The organism is Actinoplanes sp. NPDC023714, from assembly GCF_040639855.1.
Lineage (GTDB): Bacteria > Actinomycetota > Actinomycetes > Mycobacteriales > Micromonosporaceae > Actinoplanes.
In genome coordinates this window covers 1085109-1105350 of sequence record NZ_JBFAAR010000002.1, presented here as the reverse complement: position 1 = coordinate 1105350, position 20242 = coordinate 1085109, and the positions used below count along the sequence as shown (strand labels likewise).

Sequence of the window (20242 nt, the reverse complement as noted above, 5' to 3'; positions counted from 1 at the left end):
GTCGCTGATCACCTCACCATCGAGGTGATTCCAGCGAACAGGCGTCGTCCGACCGTCACGCCAGCGCCACCGGACGCGCCGGCCGACAACGGTCCCCGCCGGCGCAGGATCACCGCGTGCCGCTCCGGACCGCCCAGCACCCCGGGTGCCGGTCGGCCGAGCCGGGTGTCGACGCCGACCCGCCACGGCCGGCCCACGACCATGGCCGGGGAGGCGTACCGGATCCGGACGGCGACGTGGCCGGGCAACAGCGATCGCACGAGCGCGGCCAGGCCGGGACGGGAGGCGTCGGGCAGCGACGCCGGGACGTGCACGACACAGCGGAAGGCGCCGCTGCCGTACGCCGCCGCGATCACGCCCGCCCGCTCGTCGAGGCGCCCGGTTCCCAGCCGGCCGCTGCCCAGCCGCATCCCGGAGCGGCCGGCGCCGAACAGCCGTACCCCGCCGAGCGCGGCGGCGCCGACCGCACCCCAGGGGCGGTCCCGGCCGGGCTCGTCGACCAGCACGTCCACGTCGTACACGGCCTGCACGGCGGCGCGCAGCGCGGCCGGGGTGCCGAGCCGCGGCCAGATCCGCGGCCACGCCGCCAGCAGCCGGGCGGTGGCACCGGCCGGCCATGCCGGGTCGGGCCGGATGCCGAGCAGCCCGGCGAGCGCCCCGATCGCGTGCGGCGGCAGACCCGGCCGGTGCAGGATCAGCGGCGCGTGCTCGATCACGTCGTCGAGCTGGTCGAGGGAGGCGTCGAACAGCGACAGGAACCGGCGGGTGAAGTCGGCCGCCTCGGGGTCGTCCCGGTACACCGCCGGCAGCCTGTCGAGGCTGGTCGAGCGGCCGAACTCGGCGGTGACCCGGCGCACCAGCGGGGTGGCCGCGCCGGTGCCGTGCAGGCTCAGCTCGAGGATCAGGAACCGGCCGGGCGGCTGCCGGATCAGCGCCTCGGTCGTGGTGATCCGCTGCCAGCCGGTTTCCGGGTCCGGTTCGGCGCCGGCGACAGTGGCGGCGCGCGCCTCGACCCAGGTGCCGGGCGGCTGGTCGGCGTCGATGACGACGCGGTGCCACGTGCTGTCGTCGACGCCGCTGTCCAGCGCGGTGGTGCGCAGCCGGCCCTCGGTCGCGTACCGGCTGCCGGCGCCCGTCCCGGCCGCGGGCCCGGCCGGTTCGCCGTAGCCGTCGACGGTGATCGCGGCGCCGCGCGGCGTGCTGATCGTCCACCGCTCGTCGTCGGTGACGGTGAGCCGGACCGGGCGCGGCGCGGCCCGCAGCCCGCCCAGGTCGACCGGGCCGAGCGCCAGGGTGGCCCGGTCGACGCGCAGCAGCCGCCGCCACCCCGGTTGCACCCGGAACGACAGCAGCAGCTCCTCCCCGCGGGCCGTGCGGACCGGGCCCAGCTCGGCGGCCTGGCCGGCGCCCGGCAGGTCGCGGACGCGCCGCACGATGCCGTCCAGGCCGGCCAGCAGCAGGCGGTCCGGCCGTTCGGTGACCACCGCGATCAACCCGCCCGGGACGAACGACACCAGGCGGGGCCGGCCCGGCACCGGGATGCGCAGCAGGGGAGTGCGGCCGGCGGAGCGCAGCAGGGGAGTGCGGCCGGCGGAGCGCAGCAGCCACACCGTCCGGGAGGCGCGGTCGGCCACCAGCAGGGTGTCCCGGTCGGCGGCGACCGCGGCGGGCCGGCCCGCCGGCTCGGCCTCGTGCAGCACGCCGGTGCACGGGTCGAGCGTCCGCAGCCGGTCGCGGCCGGCCACGACCACCCGGCCCGCGCGGTCCCAGGCGGCCCGGGCCGGCGGCAGATGCCGGGCCAGGTCGCCGAGGTGCACCGCGCCGGGCAGCGACACCACGCCGGCCAGCCGGATCCCGGCCGGGTCGGTGAGGCCGTCCAGCCCGGCGGCCGCGGCGGCCTGCCATCCGGTACGCGCGTCGAGCAGCCGGAACGACGTGCCGGTCATGGGTTCTCCTCCCCGGTCAGCGGGATCACCAGGTGCCGTCCCGGCCACGGCAGCGTGCCGGCCGGCAGCGGCGCGTCCCGGCACGGCGCCGAGAACCGGCCGGCCACCGCGATGACGAGCCGGGACACCGAGAGCACGCCCGGCACCGCCGCGATCGCCGCGACGAGACGCCGGTAGCCGATCGGGACGCCGAGCGGCCAGCCGTGCCCGTCCTCACCGCCGTGCGCGGGATCGAGGTGGGCGTCGACGGCCCGGCCGATCGCGATCACCAGCTCGGACTGGTCCCGGTCCGGGTCGAGCCGGGCCGCCACCTCCACCTCCACCTCGGTGAACCGGGCCGGCCGGACCGCCACCCGGGCGCCGAGCGCCACCAGCGGCCGGCCGCCGGCCAGCTGCGCGGTGACCGCGTCGAGGACGCGCGCGTCCGGCACCGGCGGTGAGCCGTCCGAGCCGACCACGAGCAGGGTGAGCTCTCCGGCGCCGGGCAGGGCGATCACCCGGGCCACGTGCGCCGGGGCGCTGCGGGCCAGCACCTCGGCGTCGCCGGCGGTCACCGCCCGGTTCCTCGACCGCAGCAGGGCGGGGCCGCGGGCGAGGATCGACGGAATCCCCTCGGCGTCGGCGGCGCCGGTGGCCGGGCGCGGGTTGTCGACGGCCGACAGGTTCGGCACCGTAGTCCGCGGCACCGGCCCGGCGTGCGCCGGCAACGCCGTCGCGAGGCCGCCGCCGACGCGGTAGCGCACCGCCCGGACGTGCCGGAACCCCGGCGGCACGGCGGCGCCGCGCACGCCGTCGCCGAACGTGAGCACGCCGGCGGCCGGGTCGAGGACGAAGTGATGATCGTACGGGCGGCTGGTGGCCAGCGAAGCGACCTCGGTCCACACCGGCGGTCCGCCGGCCGGCGCCGATCCTCCGGCCGGCACCGATCCCTCGGCCGGGGTCGATGTCCCGGCCTGCGCCAATCCTCCGGCCGGCGCCGATCCTCCGGCCTGCGCCGGTCCCAGGTCGAACAGGTCGGCCGGGTCCGGGGCGTCGACGAGCACCCTCACCGTGCCGGGCAGCACCGGGGTGCGGGCCAGCCGGTAGCGGCGGGTGCCGGCCTCGCCCGGGTCGTCGACCGGCTCCAGCACCTCGTCGCGGATCGTCTCGGCGCCGGACGCCGCGACCGCGTTGAGCCGGATCGCGGCCAGCCGCGGCGGCTCGTCGTAGCGGCCGCTGCGGATGCTGACCCGCAGCCAGCGCAGCGGTGGCAGCGTCGAGGTCGGCAGCAGCGGGTGCGGCAGCGGCGTCCAGTCCCGGCGGGTCGCGACCTCGACGACGCCGGTCCGCCGCAGCCCGGCGGTCCGGTCCAGGTGCACGTCGGTGGTGACCGGGCCGGCGCCGGTGAGCAGGTCCCAGCGCAGCGACGGCTCCTCCGGGGCGGCGATCACGATCTCACCCAGGTCGATCTCGAAGGCCAGCCTCGGGTACGGCAGCGGCCCGGACAGTCCCAGCCACAGGGCGTTGCCGGGGCGGGGTGGGGCGCCGAGCATCAGCAGCGGCGTGGCCGGGCCGACCTCGGCGGCGGCGTACGCGGTGGCGGCCGTGCCGGCCTCGACGACCAGCGCGGCCGGCCGGGCCGGGGTGGCGAACAGCTCCCGCTCGGTCTCGAAGACCACCGGCTCGCCGGCACCGCCCGCCGGTGCCGCGGTGAACTGGGCGCCCGCCGCGATCGGCACCGACTCCGGCGCCGCCTCCAGCAGGGTGAGGACCAGCGTCACCCGGCCCACGCCCGGGTCCCGGCCCTGCACCCCGGCGATGCGCAGATGCTCGCGGCGGAACTTCTCCCGCAGCCGGTTCGCCTGCTCGTACACCGGGGCGGCCTGTTCGCCGAACACCTTCACGAGGGCGACGCCGGCGTCCGCGGCCGCGCCGCCGCCCGCCCCGGCCGACCAGTCCGGCGTGTAGCCGCTGATCCGCGCCACGATCGCGGCCCGGATCGCCCGGCTGCCGGCCGGCAGCAGCGCCGGGAACTCGTCGACGGGCTCGAGATCCGGGTCCGGCGGCCGGTCGGTGTCACGCCACCACAGCACGGTTCACCTCCACGACGGTCACCGAGGGCAGCTCGTACGGACGCAGCGGCAGCGGATCGCAGTCGGTCCAGTCCTCGGCTCCGGTGTCGCGGACCGCCACCCGCATCACCTCGGCCTGCCGGCCCAGGACGCGCTGCAGCACCGCCACGAGATCCGGCGGGGCCAGCGCCGCCCCGAACGGCCAGCCGTCCCCGCCCGGCCCGCCGCCGACCGGGTCGAGCAGCCGCCGGATCGTCTCGGCGGCGCGCCGGCGGACCCGATCCGGGTCGCCGCCCGGCACGGCCAGCTCGGCCCGCACGTCGACCGGCCGGTACGCGGGCCCGCGCACGATCAGGCAGGACCCGATCAGCCGGGCCGGGTGCAGTGCGGTCCGCAACGCCCGCAGCGACACCGGGTCCAGGTCCGGGGCGGGCCGCGCGGTGAGGTCCTCGGGGGAGTCGCGGTGCGCGGCGGGCACGCAGAACGCGGTCACGGCGTCCGGCACGACGGCGTCACGGTGCGCCGGGTCGTGGCCGGCCCGCACGTGCACGCGGGCGATCGGCACCCCCGGCACGCCGGTGAGCAGCTCCCGGATGTCGGCCGCGGTGACCGCCCGGGTCGCCCGGGCCAGCTCGGCGGCGGTCCGATCCCGGGCCTCGGCCGCGGTCTCGCCGTCCCGGCCACCGCCGAGCCGGGTCACGGTCCGCGCGGTGACACCTTCGAGCCCGTCCGCCGGCCCGAGCCCGTCCGCCGGCCCGGTGCCGTCCGCCGGCCCGGTGCCGTCCGCCGGCCCGGTGCCGTCCGCCGGCCCGCTGCCGGCTTCGGGGGCCACGCTGCCGCGCACGATCTCCAGTTCGGTGCCGGGCCCGGCCTCGGGGACCACGCCGCCGCCGAGGTGGTAGCCCAGCACGACCTTGCTGCCCGCTATCCAGCGCGGGATGCGCCCCGCCGTGCCATCGCCGAACCGCAGCCGGCCGGTGGCCCGGTCCACCGCGACGGCCCGGTCGCCGGGTCCGGCGAACGCCAGGTCGGCGACGGGCTGCCAGGTCTCGTCCGGGCTGTCCGAGCCGTCCGAGCTGTCCGGGCCGTGCACGGTGACGGTGACCAGCGCCGGGTCGTCGATCACCCGGTCGAGCGGCTCGTCGCCGTTCGGATAGGCCATCAGGGTGATCTCCCGGCCCGGCAGCGGCAGCGCGTCGGTGACCTTGTGCCGGTGCACCGGCGCCGGATGGCGGTGCCGCACCACGACCGCGTTCGGCGTCACCGCGGCGATGCGCGGCGCCGCGGACGCGCCCGGATCGTCGACGAGCAGGGTGAACGCGGCCGGGAACGTCCGTCCGCTGGCCGGGCGCAACCGCACCACACCGGAGACCCGCAGGCCGCCGGTGCCGTCGAGGACATCGAGCGGCCAGGTCGCCGCGTCGTCCCGCACCCGCCAGCGAACCGCCCCGGCCAGCGCTCCCAGCCGGTCCGCCGGCACCGGATGTCCGTCGGCGCCGAGCAGGACCCGCTCGACGTCGCCGGTGATCCAGCCGAGTTCGTCCGGTCCCTGCGGCATCGCGCCGGGCGCCACCACCCGCACGTACAGAAGATGCTCCGCCGCCGGCGCCCCGGCGGTGATCCGCAGCCGCGCGGTGGCCCGGCCGTCCGGGCCCAGCAGCGCGACCGGCCGCCCGGCCCGCAGCTCGGGCAGCCGCTCCACCCCGGACACGACCAGGCCGGTCAGCGAGGCGCCGGGTACCGCGACCGCCGGGTGCGCGGTGGTGAGCGTCAGCCGGCGGCCGTCGACGCGGGTCCGCAGCACCGTCCCGGCCGGCACGGCCACCGGCTCGGCGGCGTCCAGGGCCGCCACTGCGGTGGCCGGCACCGCCGGGCGGGGTCCGGCGTCGTCGCCGAGCAGCAGCCGCATCACGGCCCGGACCAGGGTGTCCGGGATTTGATCGAGCATGAACAGCCGCTGTTCGAGCTGCGCGGCGTAGAGCTCGACCAGGGTCATGCCCGGGTCGACCGGGGCGTGCAGGGTCCAGGTGCCGCCGGACGCGGCCGGCACGGCCCGCCGGGCTATGTCGACGAGTTCCTGCCAGGTCAGGGTGTCCAGGGTCAGCTCGGGGATCCTCACAGCTCCACCGCCCCGCCGTCGGCCAGATAGAAGGGGAAGACCAGGTTGCGCCGGGTGTTGGTGCGCAGGATCCGGTAGGTGACCGCGACCTCGGCCACGCCGTCGCCGACCGACACCGGGCCGGCCACCACGGACTCGACCTCGACGCGGGGCTCCCACCGGCGGATCGTGTCGAGCAGGACCTGTTCGAGGCGGAACCGGTTCTGCTCACTCCCCGGTTCGAAGATCAGATCGGGTACGGTCGTGCCGAGCTCCGGGCGCATGACGCGCTCGCCGGCCGCCGTACGCAGCAGCAGGAGCAACGAGTCGGTGATGTTGTCGTCGCCGCGGGAGTAGCCGAGGCCGCCGCCGGCGAGCGGCACGATCGGGAAACGCCAGCCGGTCCCGCGGAAGTCGTCGGACGTCATCTCGCTCCCTACCCGATGAGCACGTCGGCGGAGGCCGACGTGATGGCGCCGACCGGCAGGTCGGCGGGGTCGTTGCAGGTCCGGACCGGGTCGCCCGTCCGGGCCGCGGCCCGCCCGTTGATCCGCACGGTCGCCGAGCCGAGCGCCACCGTGCCCCGGTTGGCGGGCGGCCGGGCGAACGACGTGCCGGGCGGGGTCGGCACGTGCGGTGGCTGGTTGAGCGCCACGCTGCCGACCGTGGCGGCGGGCCGCCCGTTGATGAGCACGTCGGGGGAGGCCTCCTGGACGATGGTGCCGCTGAACGGGTGCGGCAGCGGCGTCGGCACCGCGCCGGCCGGGTTCGGCACCAGCACGATGTGCGTGTCCGTGCCGGTCACGCTGTCCTGGGCTCGCGCGGCGCCGGGCATCACGAGTTCAGCTGGATCGGGCGGCCCTTGGCGTCCAGGGTGCCGCCGGCGGAGATCGTGATGGTGGTCGCCTCCAGCGTGATCGACGTGCCCTTGAGCACGATGGATCCGCCGGCCTGGTCGAGCACGACGCTCGGCCCGTTCGCGATCTCCAGGGTGATCCGGTTCGCGGTGTCGTCGAGGAGCAGCCGGTGACCGGCGGCGGTGCGTACCTCCACCGCTTCCGAGCCGGGGGAGTCGTCGAGGGCCACCTCGTGGCCGGCCTTGGTCCGCAGGGTCTTGCGGTTCCGGCCGGCGGTCCGCGGCGAGCGCGGCTTGTCGGCACCGTTGTAGAGCCCGCCGAACACCACCGGCACGCGCATGTCGCCGTGCACGAAGCCGACCAGCACCTCGTCGCCGACCTCGGGCGTCCACGTCGCCCCGTACCCGTTGCCGGCCAGCACGTGCACGCACCGGCACCAGTCGCTGAGCTCGCCGTCGTCGAACCAGGGCAGCCGCACCCGTACCCGGCACTCCTTCTCCGGGTCCTCGACCTCGGCGACGATGGCCTCGGCCACGCCGTAGAACGGGCGGTCGGCCGTGGTGGCCCGGGACCGTGACGGCGGCATGGCTACCCCCTGCCCTCGGTGGCGCCGGCGACCGGCCGGTCCAGCTCCAGCGACGTGGTGAACCCGGCCGAGCCGAGGCTGTGCGTCACCTTCGTGACGTGGTAGCGCCCGGAGAACCGGCTGCCGACGCCGCCGATGTCGACGTTGTCGTCCGGGCGGATGTCCGGCATGCCGATGATCTGCGCGGTGCCGGCGGTGTACTGGTTCGCGCGTTCCATCAACCGGCTCGTCGCCAGCCGGCGGGCCTCCTCCTCGGAGAGCACCACCTTGTCGACGATGACCTCGGCGGACCGTTTGCCGGCGTTGGCCGGGCCGCTGCGCGGACCGGCCGCGCTGGACGGCAGGTCGCTGCTGCGCGCCGTGTAGACGATCGGCTTCTTGGTGCGCGGGTCCCAGCCGCGCACCGTCACCTCGGTCACCTGGTCGACGGTGGTGAGCCGCGGGCTGAAGCTCATCAGGTTCCGGCCCCACTCGAATTGGTAGACGCGCAGCGCGGCGGCGTCGCGCCCGTCCCGGCGGGGATGGAAGTGCAGCACCTCCTCGCCGGTGCCGTCGCGGACCTCGACGAAGAACTCGAAGTCGATGCGCTTGGCGCGCTCCATCAGGAACGTCGCGTCGTCCTGGTTCTTCTGCACCACCCGGCGGTGCCGCGGCCCGCTGGTGTCGATGTCGGTGCGCATGTCCCACCGGCCCGCGATGGTCCGGGCGATCTCCCCGTCCGTCGTGTCCCAATGGATCTTCGGGTCGCCGGGGCCGGGCTGGTGGTTGGCCATCTGCCGCATCCGGTCCTGCCCGCCCACCGCCAGCGTCGGCGCGCCGGACTCGGGGAAGCGCGGGCTCAGCGACGTGACGACGCCGTTGACGACCCGGACCAGCTTGCCGGCGTAGCCGAGGTCGATGCTCACCTTGCGGCCCGGGTCGAACGTGGTGCTGCTGCTGTACTTGAACGCCAGCCGCGCGTCGTCCCAGTCGCTGACGCTCAGCGTGAACGCGGTGGGCTGCTTCTCGTCCAGGATCACGCCGATCTGCAGCACGTCGCCCTTGGTCGCCGGGTCCAGCGGCTGCCCGTCGACGCGGACCAGGAACTCCGGCGCGTAGTAGGAGTCCCACAGGCCGGGGCGCAGCGTCGACCGGCCCGGCGCGGTCATCGCAGCCTCGGCACGAGCAGGGAAAGACCGGGGCGCAGCGTACGCGGGTCGCTGATCCCATTGGCCACCGCCAGTTCCCGCCAGCGGGCCGGGTCGGCGTAGACGGCCGCCGCGATGCCGGGGAGCGTGTCGCCCCGCCGTACCAAATAGGTCTTCTCCACGTCGGGAGAGCTGCGCCGGGTCTCGCGCAACTGCACGGCCACCGGCCGATACTCCTTGAGCGTGATGCCGGCCTTGGCGCGCAGCGGCACCCCGGCCGCGTCGAACAGCTGGTACGCGATGTCGATGCCGTCCAGCACCCCGGTGAACCGGCGCCGGCCCCAGACGAACGCGACGATCGGCGGGGCGTGCAGCTTGGCGTCCGGGTCGAGCAGGGCGCGCAGCCGGTTCACGTACGCGGCGTCGACGTCCTCCAGGGTGTGTGAGGTGTCCAGCAGCGCGTCGAAGCTCAGCGTCGCGAGGCCGCCGCGCACCCACTGCACCGGCGGCGCGGCCAGGCCCGGTATGGCGATCTCGGCGAACGTCTGCGACTTCTTGAGCCGGTACTCGGCCGGGTTGAAGCGCAGCGGGATCACCTTCGGGTCGGTGGCCGGGTCGACGATCTCCAGGTGCGCGTCGCGGAGCCCGGTGTCGGCCGCGGTGACCGGCGTCGCGGTGCTCACGGCCGGCCACCCGGGCCCGGCAGGCTGTCCGGCAGCAGCCGCTCGTGCTCGGCGAACCGGCGGTCCGCCGTGCGGGCGCACTCGGCCCGCCACCAGCGCTCGACGTGCCGCTCGAACAGCCGGGCAAAGTGCGCGTCCGCGCCGTCGCCGTCCAGCTCGACCGTGATCGCCAGCCGCTCGATCGTGACGTCCGCCATCAGCTGCTCCCGGTGTCGATGTCCGGCATCGGCTGCTCGCGGTGTCGATGTTCTGGCATCAGCTGCTCCCGGTGTCGATGATCTGGTTGAGGCCCTCGTGCACGATCTCCAGCGCCTCGACGGCGATGGCGCCCTGCTGGCCGTTGAGTGCGGGCCCGATCCACTTGGCGGCGAGCGCGGCCCGGAACTCCCAGGTGACGGCGAACCGGCCGTCCGGATCGAGCAGCAGGATCGCGCCGTCGCGGCGGGCGCCGAGCGAGCCGGTGAGCCCGGACCGGAACCAGTCCCAGAGCGTGCGGTTGCGGATCAGGCCCTTCTTCAGGGTGATCCGGCCCCAGCTGTAGCGGACCGGCAGCTGGTGCACGTAGTCGTTGCGCCCGCCCTCCGGCTGGGCCAGCACCTCGAGGTCGCCGGTCAGCCCGGTCACCTCGGTGAACGAGCCGGCCGCGACGAGCCGGGGCGAGGTCGGCGACTCCGGCGGGACGTACGCGTCGACCGGGTCGAGGGTCACCGCGAAGCGGAAGTTCGGCAGCGGGTAGCTCACCGCTCGACCACCTCCAGCCGCCCCTCCGCGCCCAGGGTGAGCCGGATCCGGATGAACTCCATCGGGTCGGCCGGCGCGAACTGGACGTCGCAGACCGCCCGGCCGTCGCCGGACTCGGTGCGCACCTCGAACGCCTCGGCGGGGGAGCGGCCGAGCAGGGCGCCGGAGCGGAACGCCGCGAGCAGCACCGTCGTGACCGCCCGGGTCAGCGCGAGCCGCAGCTCCGGGCCGTCCGGCTCGAACACCAGCGGCTCGGCGGCCCGGCGCGCCGCCCGTACCAGCCGGTGCACGAGCCGGCGGTGCGCCACGAACCGGGCCTGCGGCGCCGGGTCGAAGGTGCGCCCGCCCCACACCTGCAGCCCGCGCCCGGGCAGCGCCCGGATCGGGTTCACCCGGTTGTCCACGAGCGCCGACCGGCTCACCGTGTCACCGGCCGCGTCGACGACGTCGACCAGGGGCGCGTTCGCCGGGGTGCGCAGCGGACCGGCCTCCCGGTCCAGCCGGCTGGCCAGCCCGGCGACGTGCCCGCTGGCCGGGATCGCGGCCGGTGCGGTGCCCGGCTGCTCGTCCGGGCCTCCCGCCACGATCCACGGGTGGTAGATCGCCACGGCCCGGGACCCGGGCGCCGGCACGGCCCGGTCGAGCGCGCGGATCGCCGTGAGCGCCGCCGTGGTCGAGGCGTTGGCCGCCGCCGGCAGGTCCAGCAGCACCAGGCGGTCGACGGTCGCGTGCACCTGCGGCGCCAGCTCGGCCACGAAGGCCACGGCGGCGTCGCCGAGGTCGCCCCACAGGTCGGGCAGGGACAGGAACGCCACCTCGGGCTGTTCCAGCAGCGGGCGCAGCGCGGCCCGGTAGTCCTCGATGCCCGGCGGGTCGCCGTCGGCGCCGCCGGTCAGTACCGCGGTGACCGGTGTGCCGGCCGGGCCGGCCGGGTCGACCCGCACGTGGGTCAGGGCCGCGAGCGCCTCGCCGAGCCCGGTGCCGCGGGAAAGTTCGGCGGGGCCGCGCACCGGCCGGGCCTCGACGCTCCAGCTGATCCGGCCGCCGCTCACGACCCGGCGGGTCACCGTCAGCCGCAGGTCGTCCGCCCAGGTGCCGGGCGAGGTGGCGGTCACCGCGGGGCCGCCCTCCCACGGCAGGACCGCCCGGGACGGCCGGGCCCCGGGGCCGAGCACGCGCACGACGTACGCGAGGTCGCCGCCGTTGCGGAAGTACCCGGCGACCGCGGGGCACAGGTTCGCCCTGCCGTCGGCGGCGCCGTACACCCGGGTGAACTCGGCGAGGTCGCGTACCAGCAGCGCCCGCCCGGCCGGCCCGCGCGGCGCCCGGCCGGCGAACCCGGCGATGTCGGTGCGCAGCGGGCCCGGCGCGCCGGGCGCCGGCCGCAGCGCGACGTCCCAGCCGGGGAAGGTCGTCGCCGTCATCTCAGACGTCCATCCGCAGGTCCTCGACGACCAGCTCCAGCGTCTCGATGGCGATCTCGTTGTTCTTGGCGTTCAGCGTCGGCAGCGTGTACTTGGCCGGCCACGCCTGCTTGAACAGCCAGCGCATCACCTCCTGCTTGTCCTCGTCCTGCAGGGCGATGTAGCCCTGCTGGCGCTGCACGTCGCCGTCCATGCCCCTCTGGATCCAGCTCCAGAAGCCGAAGTGCCCGGTCACACCCCGCTTGAGGGTGATGTTGGCGTGCTTGGTGAGGCCGCGGACCTTCAGCGGATGCGGCGCGTCGGTGCCGGCCCGGTACTCGATGACCTGCACCTCGGCGGTCGCGCCGGACATCTCGCTGAACGAGCCGCTGACCGTGGCGCCGGTGTCGATGTTGGTGACGCTCACGACGAAGTTGTAGGCGGGATACGGGTATCTCTCCGTACCCGGAACGCTTCTTTCCCTGGGTGGCATGCTGGCGGGCTCCTCTCCGGGCGTCAGGCCGCGGCGACCTGGTCACGGGTCTTCTGACGGAAGCGGAAGATGACGAACTCCGCGGGTTTGGTCACCGCGAGCCCGATCTCCACGATGAGCCGGCCGTTCTGCACGTCGTCCTCGCTCATGGTGGACCGGTCGCACCGGACGTAGAACGCCTCGGCCTGGGTGATGCCCTCCAGCGCCCCGGTCCGCCACACCGTGTCCAGGAAGTTCACGAGCGCCTGGCGGACCAGCGCCCAGAGCGGCTCGCCGTTGGGCTCGAACACGACCCACTGGGTGGACAGCTTGATCGACTCCTCGATGTAGATGAAGAGCCGCCGTACGTTGATGTAGCGCCACTCCGGGGTGGAGCTGAGCGTGCGGGCGCCCCACACCCGCAGGCCGCGCTGCGGGAACTCGCGCAGCGCGTTGATCCCGATCGGGTTGAGCAGGTCCTGCTCGCGCTGAGTGATGTCGTCGGCGAGCCCGGTGATCTGCTCGATGGTCACGTTGGCGGGTGCCTTGTGCACGCCGCGGTCCACGTCGGTGCGGGCGTAGATGCCGGCCAGATGACCGGACGGCGGCACCGCGACCTCCTTGCCGCTGAGCGGATCCCGCAGCTTGAGCCACGGGTGGTAGAGCGCCGCGAACTCGGTGTCGAGCCGCTGCCGGAACGCCTGCACGTCCTGGACGCTCAGGCCGCGCTGCGGGTCGACGATCGCGAACCGGTCGCGCAGCAGCAGGCAGTGGCCGACCAGGGCGCTCTGCACGGTCCGCGACCACATGCCGGGCACCGCACAGATGCTGATCTCGTCGATGTCCTCCAGCGCCTGGATCCCGGTACGCGCCCCGCTGCCGCCGTCCGCACCGACGAAGTCCTCCGGCCTCAGCGACTCGAACGCGTTCCCGCCGCCGCCCAGCTCCACGAACCGGTCGCCCGCCTGCGTGCTGCCCGGGAAGTTGCCCCAGGTCACCACCGGTATCTGACCGGGCGGAGGCAGCACCTCGAGGGTGATCAGCCGGGACTCCTCGCGGATCACGTCGACGATGGAGCCCTCCTGACCCTGCAGCGGATGCAGCCGCAGCGCCGGGAACGTCTCCTCGATCACCTCGGCGGGCCGGCCGGGTGCGCCGCCCGGCTCGTCCGACGGCTCGTACCGCACGTCGACCCGGGCCTCCACCACGAGGATCTGATCGGTCTCGAAGACCGGCCCGATGTCCTCGCCGGCGAGCAGCACGGAGCCGGGCAGCCCGGTGTCCGGGTTCGGTGGTTCGACGCTGCGCACGGTCGCCTGCACGGCCCGGGGGCCGACGAGGACCAGCGCCTCCGGATACACGGCGGGCAGGCCGACCCGGGCCAGCGGCACCCGCACCCCGCCGTCGTCGCCGGGAACCACCTCGTCGACCCTGCGCACGATCTTCACCGTGGTGCCGGCGCGCAACCGCTCGGTGGCCGCGCCGGGAAGCGTGAGCGGGAGGACATCGCCGTCCCGATCGGGCAGCGCGTCCAGTTCGAACTGCCGGCCGGCCACCGTGACCCGGACCGGGCCCAGGTCCGCCATCTGTTCCCGCCAGCGGGCCGGCGCGGCGGTCTCGCCCGGTGCCACGTTCGCGGTCAGCGCGGTGGCGATCGGCCCGCCGCGGGCGGCCACGGCCGGGATCCGGCGGGCGACGTCCGGGACGATCCGTACGTCGAGGTCGTCGCCCCACTCGCCGGGCGCCGTCGCGGACGCGCGCAGCAGCGAGGTCAGGCCGTCCGCGGCCGTCAGCGCGAGCTCGGGCGGGCCGGTGTCGGGCCGGGTCACCGTGACGGCGCCGGACGGGAGGTCCACGCCCGACTCGGCGGCGTCGGCGGAGACCACCCGCTTGACGAACAGCCGGCGCCCCCCGTTGTCGAAGAAGCCCTTCACGGCCAGCGGGAACAGCCACCATTCCCCGCCCTCGTTGTCGTCGAGCTCCCACCGCGCCCGCTCCCCGAGGTCGGCCGGCGGCGTCAGGAAGCCCCCGAACTGCTGCCGGAACTCGGCGAAGCTGGTCACGAACCGGGGCCGGCCCCGCGACGGGCCCTTCTTGGTGACGCCCACCATGCCCGTCGTGCTGGTGCTGACACCCTGGATCGGCTGGGGCCCGGGCAGCTCTTCGATGTAGACGCCGGGGCTGAGGTACTCAGGCATGCTCTTCCTCGCCTCATGGGACGGTCAGGTCGATGGATCGGGTGAAGTCCTCCGGGGCCAGGAGGTGCACGGCGGACGCAGCACCATCCGGCGCACGAGCCGCAAGTGCCAAAGGCCTCGGGGTACGGGCGTCCGGCGCCCGGTAGTCAGCGATTCCGGCGCTGAACCGGCCGGCCTCGTCGGCAGCGCACCGCGCGGTCACCGTCCCGCCTCCGGCCGGCCGGACCTCGACCACCGCCTCGGCCACCGGGGCGCCGGCTCGGAGAACCCGGCCGTGCACCACCGGCACGTGCCGCGGATACGGGTACGCCGGTCCCGGCAGCAACCGCACCCCCACCCGCACCGGCCAGCGGGCCGGGTCCGCCGGCACCGTGAACGGGTAGCCGCCGGGCCGGTCCGGCCGCAGCGCCGCATCCCCCTCCACGTGAAGCTCGTGGCTCACGGCCGCCGCCGGCGCTGCCCGCCGCACCAGGTCGAACGCGGCGAACACCACCCCGCCCCCGGCGGTCCGCCGGTAGGACGCCGGCTCCTCCGGTTCCTCCGCCCCGGCTCTGCGCAACCGCATCGCCGGCGCGATCTGCGGCGGCCGTCCGGTGAACTCGTCGACCAACTCGACGATCACCAGCGTGTCGACGAACAGCGTGGTCAGCAGCCGGCTCACGACGTACCCTCCGGCACCGTCTGCCCGAACTCCCGCCGCCGCACCGGCGGATGGAGCGCACCGCTCTCCGGGCGGACGTCGATGTCGACCACCCGGGCCTCATAGTTGAGCGACAGCTTGTACGGCTCCTGGATCGCCCACCACACCCGCGACCGCTCATCCAGCGACAACGGCGCCAGCGTGATCGACACGGCGTCCAGATCAGGCTCCGGCGTCAGCTCGGCACCCCGCCGCACCTGCCGCTCATACAACACCTGCATGGTCCGCCCGATCATGAGCAGCTCGGTCTCCGGCGTCGTCGCCCACGGCGTGATCAGATACCGCAGCAGCAACGCCATCGGCGGCTTGACCGTCCGATACAGCGTCTGCCCCTGTGCATCGACCTCGACGGTCCGCTGCTCCGGCCGGTTCCGGACGGTCGGATCCTCACTGATCTCGTACAGGAACAGGCTCAGCACCGGCGGCTGCCGGCTGGGCGGCGGTTTCAGGCTGTGCAACTGAGCCACCGGCGGCCGCGACCCGCCAAGCTCCCGCAGCGCATCGGTGAGCAGGTTCTCCAGAGCCCGCGACACCCGCTCGATCGAGTCGAACCCACCCATCACCGACCACCGGCCCGGGTGGGTGCTCGCTCGCTGCGCCTGGTCACACCCCCATTACCCACCCACCCAATCACCCCACCGTCACCGCCCCGTCAGGGGACGCATACCAGCTAGGGCGCGAAGGAGTCGGCGATCCGTCTCACCTGACGCTTCGCCGCTTCCTTTTCGTCGGGGTAATCCCGCAGCACCACGTCGTAGAAGTTCAGCAGCCCTTCGATGATCTGTTGCGGGGAGACTTTGTTGTCCTTGATGAGCTGCGCCACTCGGCGAGACGCTCCTCGGCCGCGAGCAAGCCCCGCCATCCACGCGGCGGAGGGATGCTTCGGGTCACTCAACGTGTCCCACAATTCGTGCAATGCGCGGTGCGTATCGGTGGACAGTTCGATGAGTTCACGTTGGGAGACCAACCGCCCACTGGGCGTTCTGCCGCGGCCGGACGCCTCGGCGATCGCCCCCTGAAGCATCCGGAAGAAAGCGTGATGCCTTTCCATCCCGGCGACGATGTGCGCTTCAAAACCCTCCGCGACCCGCACACCGGTGTCCTGTGTTTCGTCTCTGACGATCCCGGTCCCTTCGGTCGATTGGGCTTCCGCGATGACCGCGCGGATCTCGCGTGTGGTGGACGGATTCATCGACGCGTTGACGTGCCAGGATGCACCTCTTCGCTCAGCATGGAGGTCGGTGAATCCGTGACGTTTCCGTAGCGCGTTGAGGGCCGCGGTCACTTCGCCTTGGTCGAGCGGATCCTTCTCGGCTCTCGCCGTCAGCTCGCCGAGTTCCTTCATGCCCTCGGCCCAACGCTTCTGCACTTCCGGTGCGGGAACGGCCTCATGACCGTCCTGCGCCGGATGCCCCGTGGGTTGGGTGCCTGGCACGGCCGTTTTCGGAGCGGGCGTGCCTGATTCGTCCTTGCCGCCCGCTCCGCCGCTGCCCACCGCCGGCGCTTCTGCCGCTCCGCCTTCGGTGACCGCCGCGCCCTTGCCGGGTGCCTCGCCGCCGGCTTCGCCCTCCTTCCACGTCCCAGCTTTCTCCTGCTCGGGCGTTTTCTTCGGCGGGACATGGTCGTTCACCAGGTCGGTAATGAATTTGGAGGAATCAAAGCCGACCTCGCCGAACGTGATGTCGGGGAGTTTGCCGGAACCCAACACGTAGTCGAGGTCGGCGCCGATGCCGAACTGGCCCGGCAGCGGGTATTCCAGAGCGCCGATCGGCCAGGTCCACTTCTTGTCGGGGGCCGGGGACCACCAGGGGCTGTCCAGCTCGACGAAGAGGTCGCCGCTGAGGGCGAGGAATGGCTGGGCGGCTATCTCGAGGTGGCCCTTGAGGAAGAATTCGGTCTTGCGGGTGGCCGGCTCGCCTGCTTCACGCATGCCGATCGTGGGCACGGCCTCGACATAGCCGCGTACGCCGGCGAGGCCGTTCACGCCGACGCCGACCTTGATGTCGTGATCGAGCACGGTCAGCCCGGCGCCGCCCTCGGCGCGCAGACGAAGCCCGGCGAAGGCCGAGATGGTGAGTGTTCCGGAGACGCTGAAGCCGCGCGCCACGTCGGGGCGGGTGGAGTAGGTGCCGGACAGCCGGATGCCGTGCAGCTTGCCCGGTCCCAGCTTGGCGAGCGCCTCCATGCCGATGTTGGCGAACACGAACACGTTGCCGATCACCGGTACCCCGTACACGGCTCGCCCCTCGATTTTGAAAAGGGGCCGGATGTGGTCGCGCTGATCGAAAAGGGTCACCTCGGCCGGTGGGGTGATGTCCCCGATCACCGTGAGCTCGCCCTGGTGGTCGATGACGACCTTGGCTGAGCCGGCGAGCCATTCGCTGATCGCGAACTGCAGTGTTCCCCAGCCGGCCACGACGGGCTGGGTGGCTGTGGGCTTGGTTTTGACCGCTTCGGCCGGTGCCGCCGGACCGCCGTCGACGGCCTGCTTGTCGGCTTCCTCGACGCCGAGCTGGGCGCGGGCCAGCGACTCCGCGACCGATTTGTCCGCCACCACGACGGTGATCTCGCCGCTGAACTTGTCGGCACGGTAGGCGCCGGTGCCGCGGACGTCGAAGCGGCCGGTCGAATCGAGCTCCGCGTGCACGTTCGCGCTGGCCTTGCCGAGCGTCAGCTGCATGTCCCCGCTGATCGCCAGGCCTCCGGCGGCGTCCCGGCCGACCCGGACGTCCGCCTGCTGGCCGGAGATCCGCAGCGTGGCCCGGCCGTCGAAGATCACCGCTTCGCCGTCGAGCCCGAAGGTGAGCGCGCCGTCGAGCAGGCTGCCGATGTCGAAGCCGGCGTCGCGCACCACGAAGCGCAGCCCGGCGGGGGTCAGCGTGTTCTCGACGGTGTCGAAACTCTTCAGGTCGACGCCGAGCCAGCCCAGCTTGTCGGCGTGCCGGCGGATGGCGGCGAGGCCGTCCCGCTCGGAGCCGCGGCCGAGCGTGGCCCGGCCGCTCACCTTCGAGTCGCGGACGGTGACCTCGATGAGCGGTTCCACGCCGGCGGCCCGCAGCCGTTCCAGGGCGGGGTGGATCAGCGGGACGTACTGGGGAGCGGGCCTGGTGTGCAGCAGGCCGCCCTTCCGGACGACGATGAGCTCGCCCCGGGCGTAGCCGCCGAGGTGGACCGGGATGGTCCGGGGGCTGTCCTCCTCGGTCGCGGGCTGATCCGGCACCTGCAAGGTCTCGGTGGCCAGGGAGATCGAGCCGGGCGCGGGTGGCGGCAGGCTGCGGAGGGTGGCGGCGTTGCCCAGGGGAGCGGTGCCACCTGCGGCGGCCGGCGCCGAGCCGGTCCTCGCGGATTCCGGGGACGTGGACGCCGGTTGCGGCCGGGTCGTGGGTTCGGCGATGGCAGGCGGGGCCGGCGCGGGTGGCAGCGGCCGCGACGCGACGTCACTCATAGCGGCGGCAGCGGAGGCGCGGAGGCCGCGGAAGCACGGAGGCGCGGTTGCCGCGGAGGGCAGGGGCTCAGTGGTGCCACCCGACTACCACGCCACGGCAGGGGTCACCCCATCGTCACCGCGCGCGATGCTGTTCGGCGAATCGGATGATGGTGTCGCCCAGCTCTTCGAGGAAGCGGCCCGCCGCGGCCAGCCGGGCGCCCGCCGCGGTGTCGCCGCCCAGCACGCCGGCGCCGCGCAGCACGGTCGCGGCGAGCCGCTGGTTGGCGCGGGCGCTGACGACGGCGGATCGCAGGCCCGCGTCCTCGTCGAGGAAGTACCGATGGCGCCGGCTACGGCCGTCGCGGCCGCGGCGGATCAGCCCGTGCTGCTCCAGCAGCCCGACCGCGAGCGAGACCGTCGCCGGGCTGACCCGCAGCCGCCCGGTCAGCTCGGCGGTGGTGGCGCTGCCGGTCTCCGCGGTGAGCAGGCAGGCCAGCACCCCGGCGGCGGTACGCGGCATGCCGGTGCCGACCAGAGCCGTGGTGAGCTCGGCGATCAGCGCGATCCGCGAACCCTCGTCGAGGCCGGTGGGCGCGGGGACCGGGGCCTGCGGGCGGCGCCGGGCGCGGCGGACGGTGGCCAGCTGTGCCAGCTCCGCGCGGTAGCGGCCCGGCCCGCCGTTGCGGGCCACCTCGCGGCTGACCGTGGAGGTCGGGCGCCCGAGATCGGCGGCGATCGCGGCGAAGTCGCGGCCCCGCGCCAGCCCGGCGGCGATCCGCTGCCGGTCGGCGCCGGTGAGCCTGCGTCCGGGCATGCCGGCAGTATTGCCGCCGAGCAACTTCCGTTGCAACAGGTACATCGGTCATTGCAATCCTCGCCAAGCCTCTGAGCTGGGAGAGGCCACAATCCGGGTGGATCGGGATTCGACCGTTGCCTAACGTTCGACTTCCTGGAAGAAGACCCGAGGAGGAACGTTCGTGCGTGCCCGGGGCATCACCTACGACACCGGATTCACCCCCGGCGGGCGGAGCAGCCGCCCCCGCTTCGACCCCGCCGCCGTCGAGCGGGAGATGCGGATCATCGCGGGCGACCTGCACTGCGATGCCGTCCGGATCACCGGCGGCGACCCCGAGCGGCTCACGATCGCGGCCCGGCACGCCATCGACGCCGGCCTCGAGGTCTGGTTCTCCCCGTTCCCCTGCGAGCAGACCGCCGGGGAGCTGCTGCCGTACTTCGCGGACTGCGCCGAGCGGGCCGAAGCCGCCGGCGCCGCGGTCTTCGTCACGGGATGCGAACTGAGCCTGTTCGACGCGGGATTCCTGCCCGGCGCCGACACCTTCGCCCGGATCGCGTCGCTCACCGGCGGCGACCCGGCGGTGGCGGGCCGGCTCGCGGACGCCTCCACCGCCGTGAACACGCTGCTCGCCAGTGCCGCGGCGACCGTACGCCGGCGGTTCCGCGGCCCGATCACCTATGCGTCCGGCACCTGGGAGGACATCGACTGGTCACCCTTCGACATCGTGGGCGTCGACGCCTACGTCGATCCCGGCGACCCCGGCTTCCGTCCGGCCGTGCAGCAGTACCGCGCGCACGGCAAACCGCTCGCGGTGACCGAGTTCGGCTGCTGCGCGTACCGGGGCGCGGCGGCGCGCGGCGGCCTCGGCTGGGACATCGTCGACCACGACGCCGATCCGCCCCGCATTCCCGGCGACCACGTCCGCGACGAGGAGGAGCCGGCCCGCTACCTGCGCCGCCTGATCGACGCCTTCGACCGGGAGGGTGTGGACGCCGCGTTCTGGTTCACCTTCGCCGGCTTCGACAGCCCGCACCATCCCGATCCGCACCGGGATCTCGACATGGCCGGGTACGGGGTGTGCAAGGTGATGCCCGACGGCCGTCTCGAACCGAAGCGCGCCTTCCACGCGATGGCCGAGCTGTACGCCACCTGAGGGG

General features: G+C 74.3%; 18 protein-coding genes. 1 reads left to right on the top strand and 17 read right to left on the bottom strand.

All coding sequences use genetic code 11. From position 1 onward, the window contains the following. Positions 1–8: 8 nt before the first annotated feature. From AB0G10_RS13280 to AB0G10_RS13200, 17 genes are all read right to left on the bottom strand, one after another. On the bottom strand, positions 9–1946 hold the full coding sequence (locus AB0G10_RS13280) for a hypothetical protein (protein WP_360919565.1): 1938 nt from the start codon (positions 1944–1946) through the stop codon (positions 9–11). Then, positions 1943–4018 carry a putative baseplate assembly protein gene (locus AB0G10_RS13275; RefSeq protein ID WP_360919562.1) on the bottom strand — a complete coding sequence of 692 codons (2076 nt, stop codon included), beginning with the start codon at positions 4016–4018 and terminating at the stop codon, positions 1943–1945. Before AB0G10_RS13275 ends, AB0G10_RS13280 begins: the two co-directional genes overlap by 4 nt. Beyond that, positions 4002–6116, bottom strand: coding sequence for a hypothetical protein (locus tag AB0G10_RS13270; protein ID WP_360919560.1), 2115 nt, complete (start codon positions 6114–6116; stop codon positions 4002–4004). Before AB0G10_RS13270 ends, AB0G10_RS13275 begins: the two co-directional genes overlap by 17 nt. Further along, positions 6113–6523: a GPW/gp25 family protein gene (locus AB0G10_RS13265; protein WP_360919557.1), complete on the bottom strand. Its 411-nt coding sequence runs from the start codon at positions 6521–6523 to the stop codon at positions 6113–6115. The genes AB0G10_RS13270 and AB0G10_RS13265 overlap by 4 nt, the downstream gene beginning before the upstream one ends. A gap of 8 nt (positions 6524–6531) precedes the next feature. Further along, positions 6532–6930 (bottom strand): PAAR domain-containing protein, encoded by a 399-nt coding sequence (locus AB0G10_RS13260; protein WP_360920735.1) that lies wholly within the window; start codon positions 6928–6930, stop codon positions 6532–6534. Beyond that, entirely contained in the window at positions 6930–7538 is a 609-nt protein-coding gene (locus AB0G10_RS13255) for a phage baseplate assembly protein V (protein ID WP_360919554.1), read from the bottom strand. The genes AB0G10_RS13260 and AB0G10_RS13255 overlap by 1 nt, the downstream gene beginning before the upstream one ends. 2 nt (positions 7539–7540) lie before the next feature. Next, entirely contained in the window at positions 7541–8686 is a 1146-nt protein-coding gene (locus AB0G10_RS13250) for a hypothetical protein (protein WP_360919551.1), read from the bottom strand. Beyond that, a complete protein-coding gene (locus AB0G10_RS13245; RefSeq protein ID WP_360919548.1) occupies positions 8683–9348 on the bottom strand; it encodes a LysM peptidoglycan-binding domain-containing protein in 666 nt (221 codons plus the stop codon). Before AB0G10_RS13245 ends, AB0G10_RS13250 begins: the two co-directional genes overlap by 4 nt. After that, on the bottom strand, positions 9345–9545 hold the full coding sequence (locus AB0G10_RS13240) for a hypothetical protein (protein WP_360919545.1): 201 nt from the start codon (positions 9543–9545) through the stop codon (positions 9345–9347). Before AB0G10_RS13240 ends, AB0G10_RS13245 begins: the two co-directional genes overlap by 4 nt. Positions 9546–9603: 58 nt before the next feature. Further along, the gene (locus AB0G10_RS13235) at positions 9604–10089 is read right to left on the bottom strand and encodes a phage tail protein (RefSeq protein ID WP_360919543.1); all 486 of its coding nucleotides are present in this window, start codon (positions 10087–10089) and stop codon (positions 9604–9606) included. Beyond that, positions 10086–11513, bottom strand: coding sequence for a hypothetical protein (locus AB0G10_RS13230; RefSeq protein WP_360919540.1), 1428 nt, complete (start codon positions 11511–11513; stop codon positions 10086–10088). Before AB0G10_RS13230 ends, AB0G10_RS13235 begins: the two co-directional genes overlap by 4 nt. Before the next feature lies 1 nt (position 11514). Continuing rightward, entirely contained in the window at positions 11515–11985 is a 471-nt protein-coding gene (locus AB0G10_RS13225) for a phage tail protein (RefSeq protein ID WP_360919538.1), read from the bottom strand. A 23-nt stretch (positions 11986–12008) separates the two neighbouring features. Beyond that, positions 12009–14162, bottom strand: a complete 2154-nt coding sequence (locus AB0G10_RS13220) for a phage tail sheath subtilisin-like domain-containing protein (protein ID WP_360919535.1) — start codon at positions 14160–14162, stop codon at positions 12009–12011. A gap of 13 nt (positions 14163–14175) precedes the next feature. After that, positions 14176–14823 carry a hypothetical protein gene (locus tag AB0G10_RS13215; RefSeq protein ID WP_360919532.1) on the bottom strand — a complete coding sequence of 216 codons (648 nt, stop codon included), beginning with the start codon at positions 14821–14823 and terminating at the stop codon, positions 14176–14178. After that, a complete protein-coding gene (locus AB0G10_RS13210) occupies positions 14820–15422 on the bottom strand; it encodes a DUF4255 domain-containing protein (RefSeq protein ID WP_360919529.1) in 603 nt (200 codons plus the stop codon). The genes AB0G10_RS13215 and AB0G10_RS13210 overlap by 4 nt, the downstream gene beginning before the upstream one ends. Positions 15423–15532: 110 nt before the next feature. Then, on the bottom strand, positions 15533–18307 hold the full coding sequence (locus AB0G10_RS13205; protein ID WP_360919526.1) for a hypothetical protein: 2775 nt from the start codon (positions 18305–18307) through the stop codon (positions 15533–15535). Between the two features lie 115 nt (positions 18308–18422). Then, the gene (locus tag AB0G10_RS13200; RefSeq protein ID WP_360919523.1) at positions 18423–19103 is read right to left on the bottom strand and encodes a helix-turn-helix domain-containing protein; all 681 of its coding nucleotides are present in this window, start codon (positions 19101–19103) and stop codon (positions 18423–18425) included. Between the two features lie 163 nt (positions 19104–19266). Between AB0G10_RS13200 and AB0G10_RS13195 the strand changes: the two genes are divergently transcribed. After that, positions 19267–20238, top strand: coding sequence for a hypothetical protein (locus AB0G10_RS13195; protein WP_360919520.1), 972 nt, complete (start codon positions 19267–19269; stop codon positions 20236–20238). Positions 20239–20242 lie beyond the last annotated feature (4 nt).

Excerpts from the sequence above, each read along its gene's own strand:
- AB0G10_RS13280 (WP_360919565.1), bottom strand. The coding sequence starts at position 1,946 with ATGACCGGCACGTCGTTCCGGCTGCTCGACGCGCGTACCGGATGGCAG.
- AB0G10_RS13265 (WP_360919557.1), bottom strand. The coding sequence starts at position 6,523 with ATGACGTCCGACGACTTCCGCGGGACCGGCTGGCGTTTCCCGATCGTG.
- AB0G10_RS13260 (WP_360920735.1), bottom strand. The coding sequence starts at position 6,930 with ATGCCCGGCGCCGCGCGAGCCCAGGACAGCGTGACCGGCACGGACACG.
- AB0G10_RS13255 (WP_360919554.1), bottom strand. The coding sequence starts at position 7,538 with ATGCCGCCGTCACGGTCCCGGGCCACCACGGCCGACCGCCCGTTCTAC.
- AB0G10_RS13250 (WP_360919551.1), bottom strand. The coding sequence starts at position 8,686 with ATGACCGCGCCGGGCCGGTCGACGCTGCGCCCCGGCCTGTGGGACTCC.
- AB0G10_RS13240 (WP_360919545.1), bottom strand. The coding sequence starts at position 9,545 with ATGGCGGACGTCACGATCGAGCGGCTGGCGATCACGGTCGAGCTGGAC.
- AB0G10_RS13230 (WP_360919540.1), bottom strand. The coding sequence starts at position 11,513 with ATGACGGCGACGACCTTCCCCGGCTGGGACGTCGCGCTGCGGCCGGCG.
- AB0G10_RS13225 (WP_360919538.1), bottom strand. The coding sequence starts at position 11,985 with ATGCCACCCAGGGAAAGAAGCGTTCCGGGTACGGAGAGATACCCGTAT.
- AB0G10_RS13220 (WP_360919535.1), bottom strand. The coding sequence starts at position 14,162 with ATGCCTGAGTACCTCAGCCCCGGCGTCTACATCGAAGAGCTGCCCGGG.
- AB0G10_RS13210 (WP_360919529.1), bottom strand. The coding sequence starts at position 15,422 with ATGGGTGGGTTCGACTCGATCGAGCGGGTGTCGCGGGCTCTGGAGAAC.
- AB0G10_RS13205 (WP_360919526.1), bottom strand. The coding sequence starts at position 18,307 with ATGAGTGACGTCGCGTCGCGGCCGCTGCCACCCGCGCCGGCCCCGCCT.
- AB0G10_RS13200 (WP_360919523.1), bottom strand. The coding sequence starts at position 19,103 with ATGCCCGGACGCAGGCTCACCGGCGCCGACCGGCAGCGGATCGCCGCC.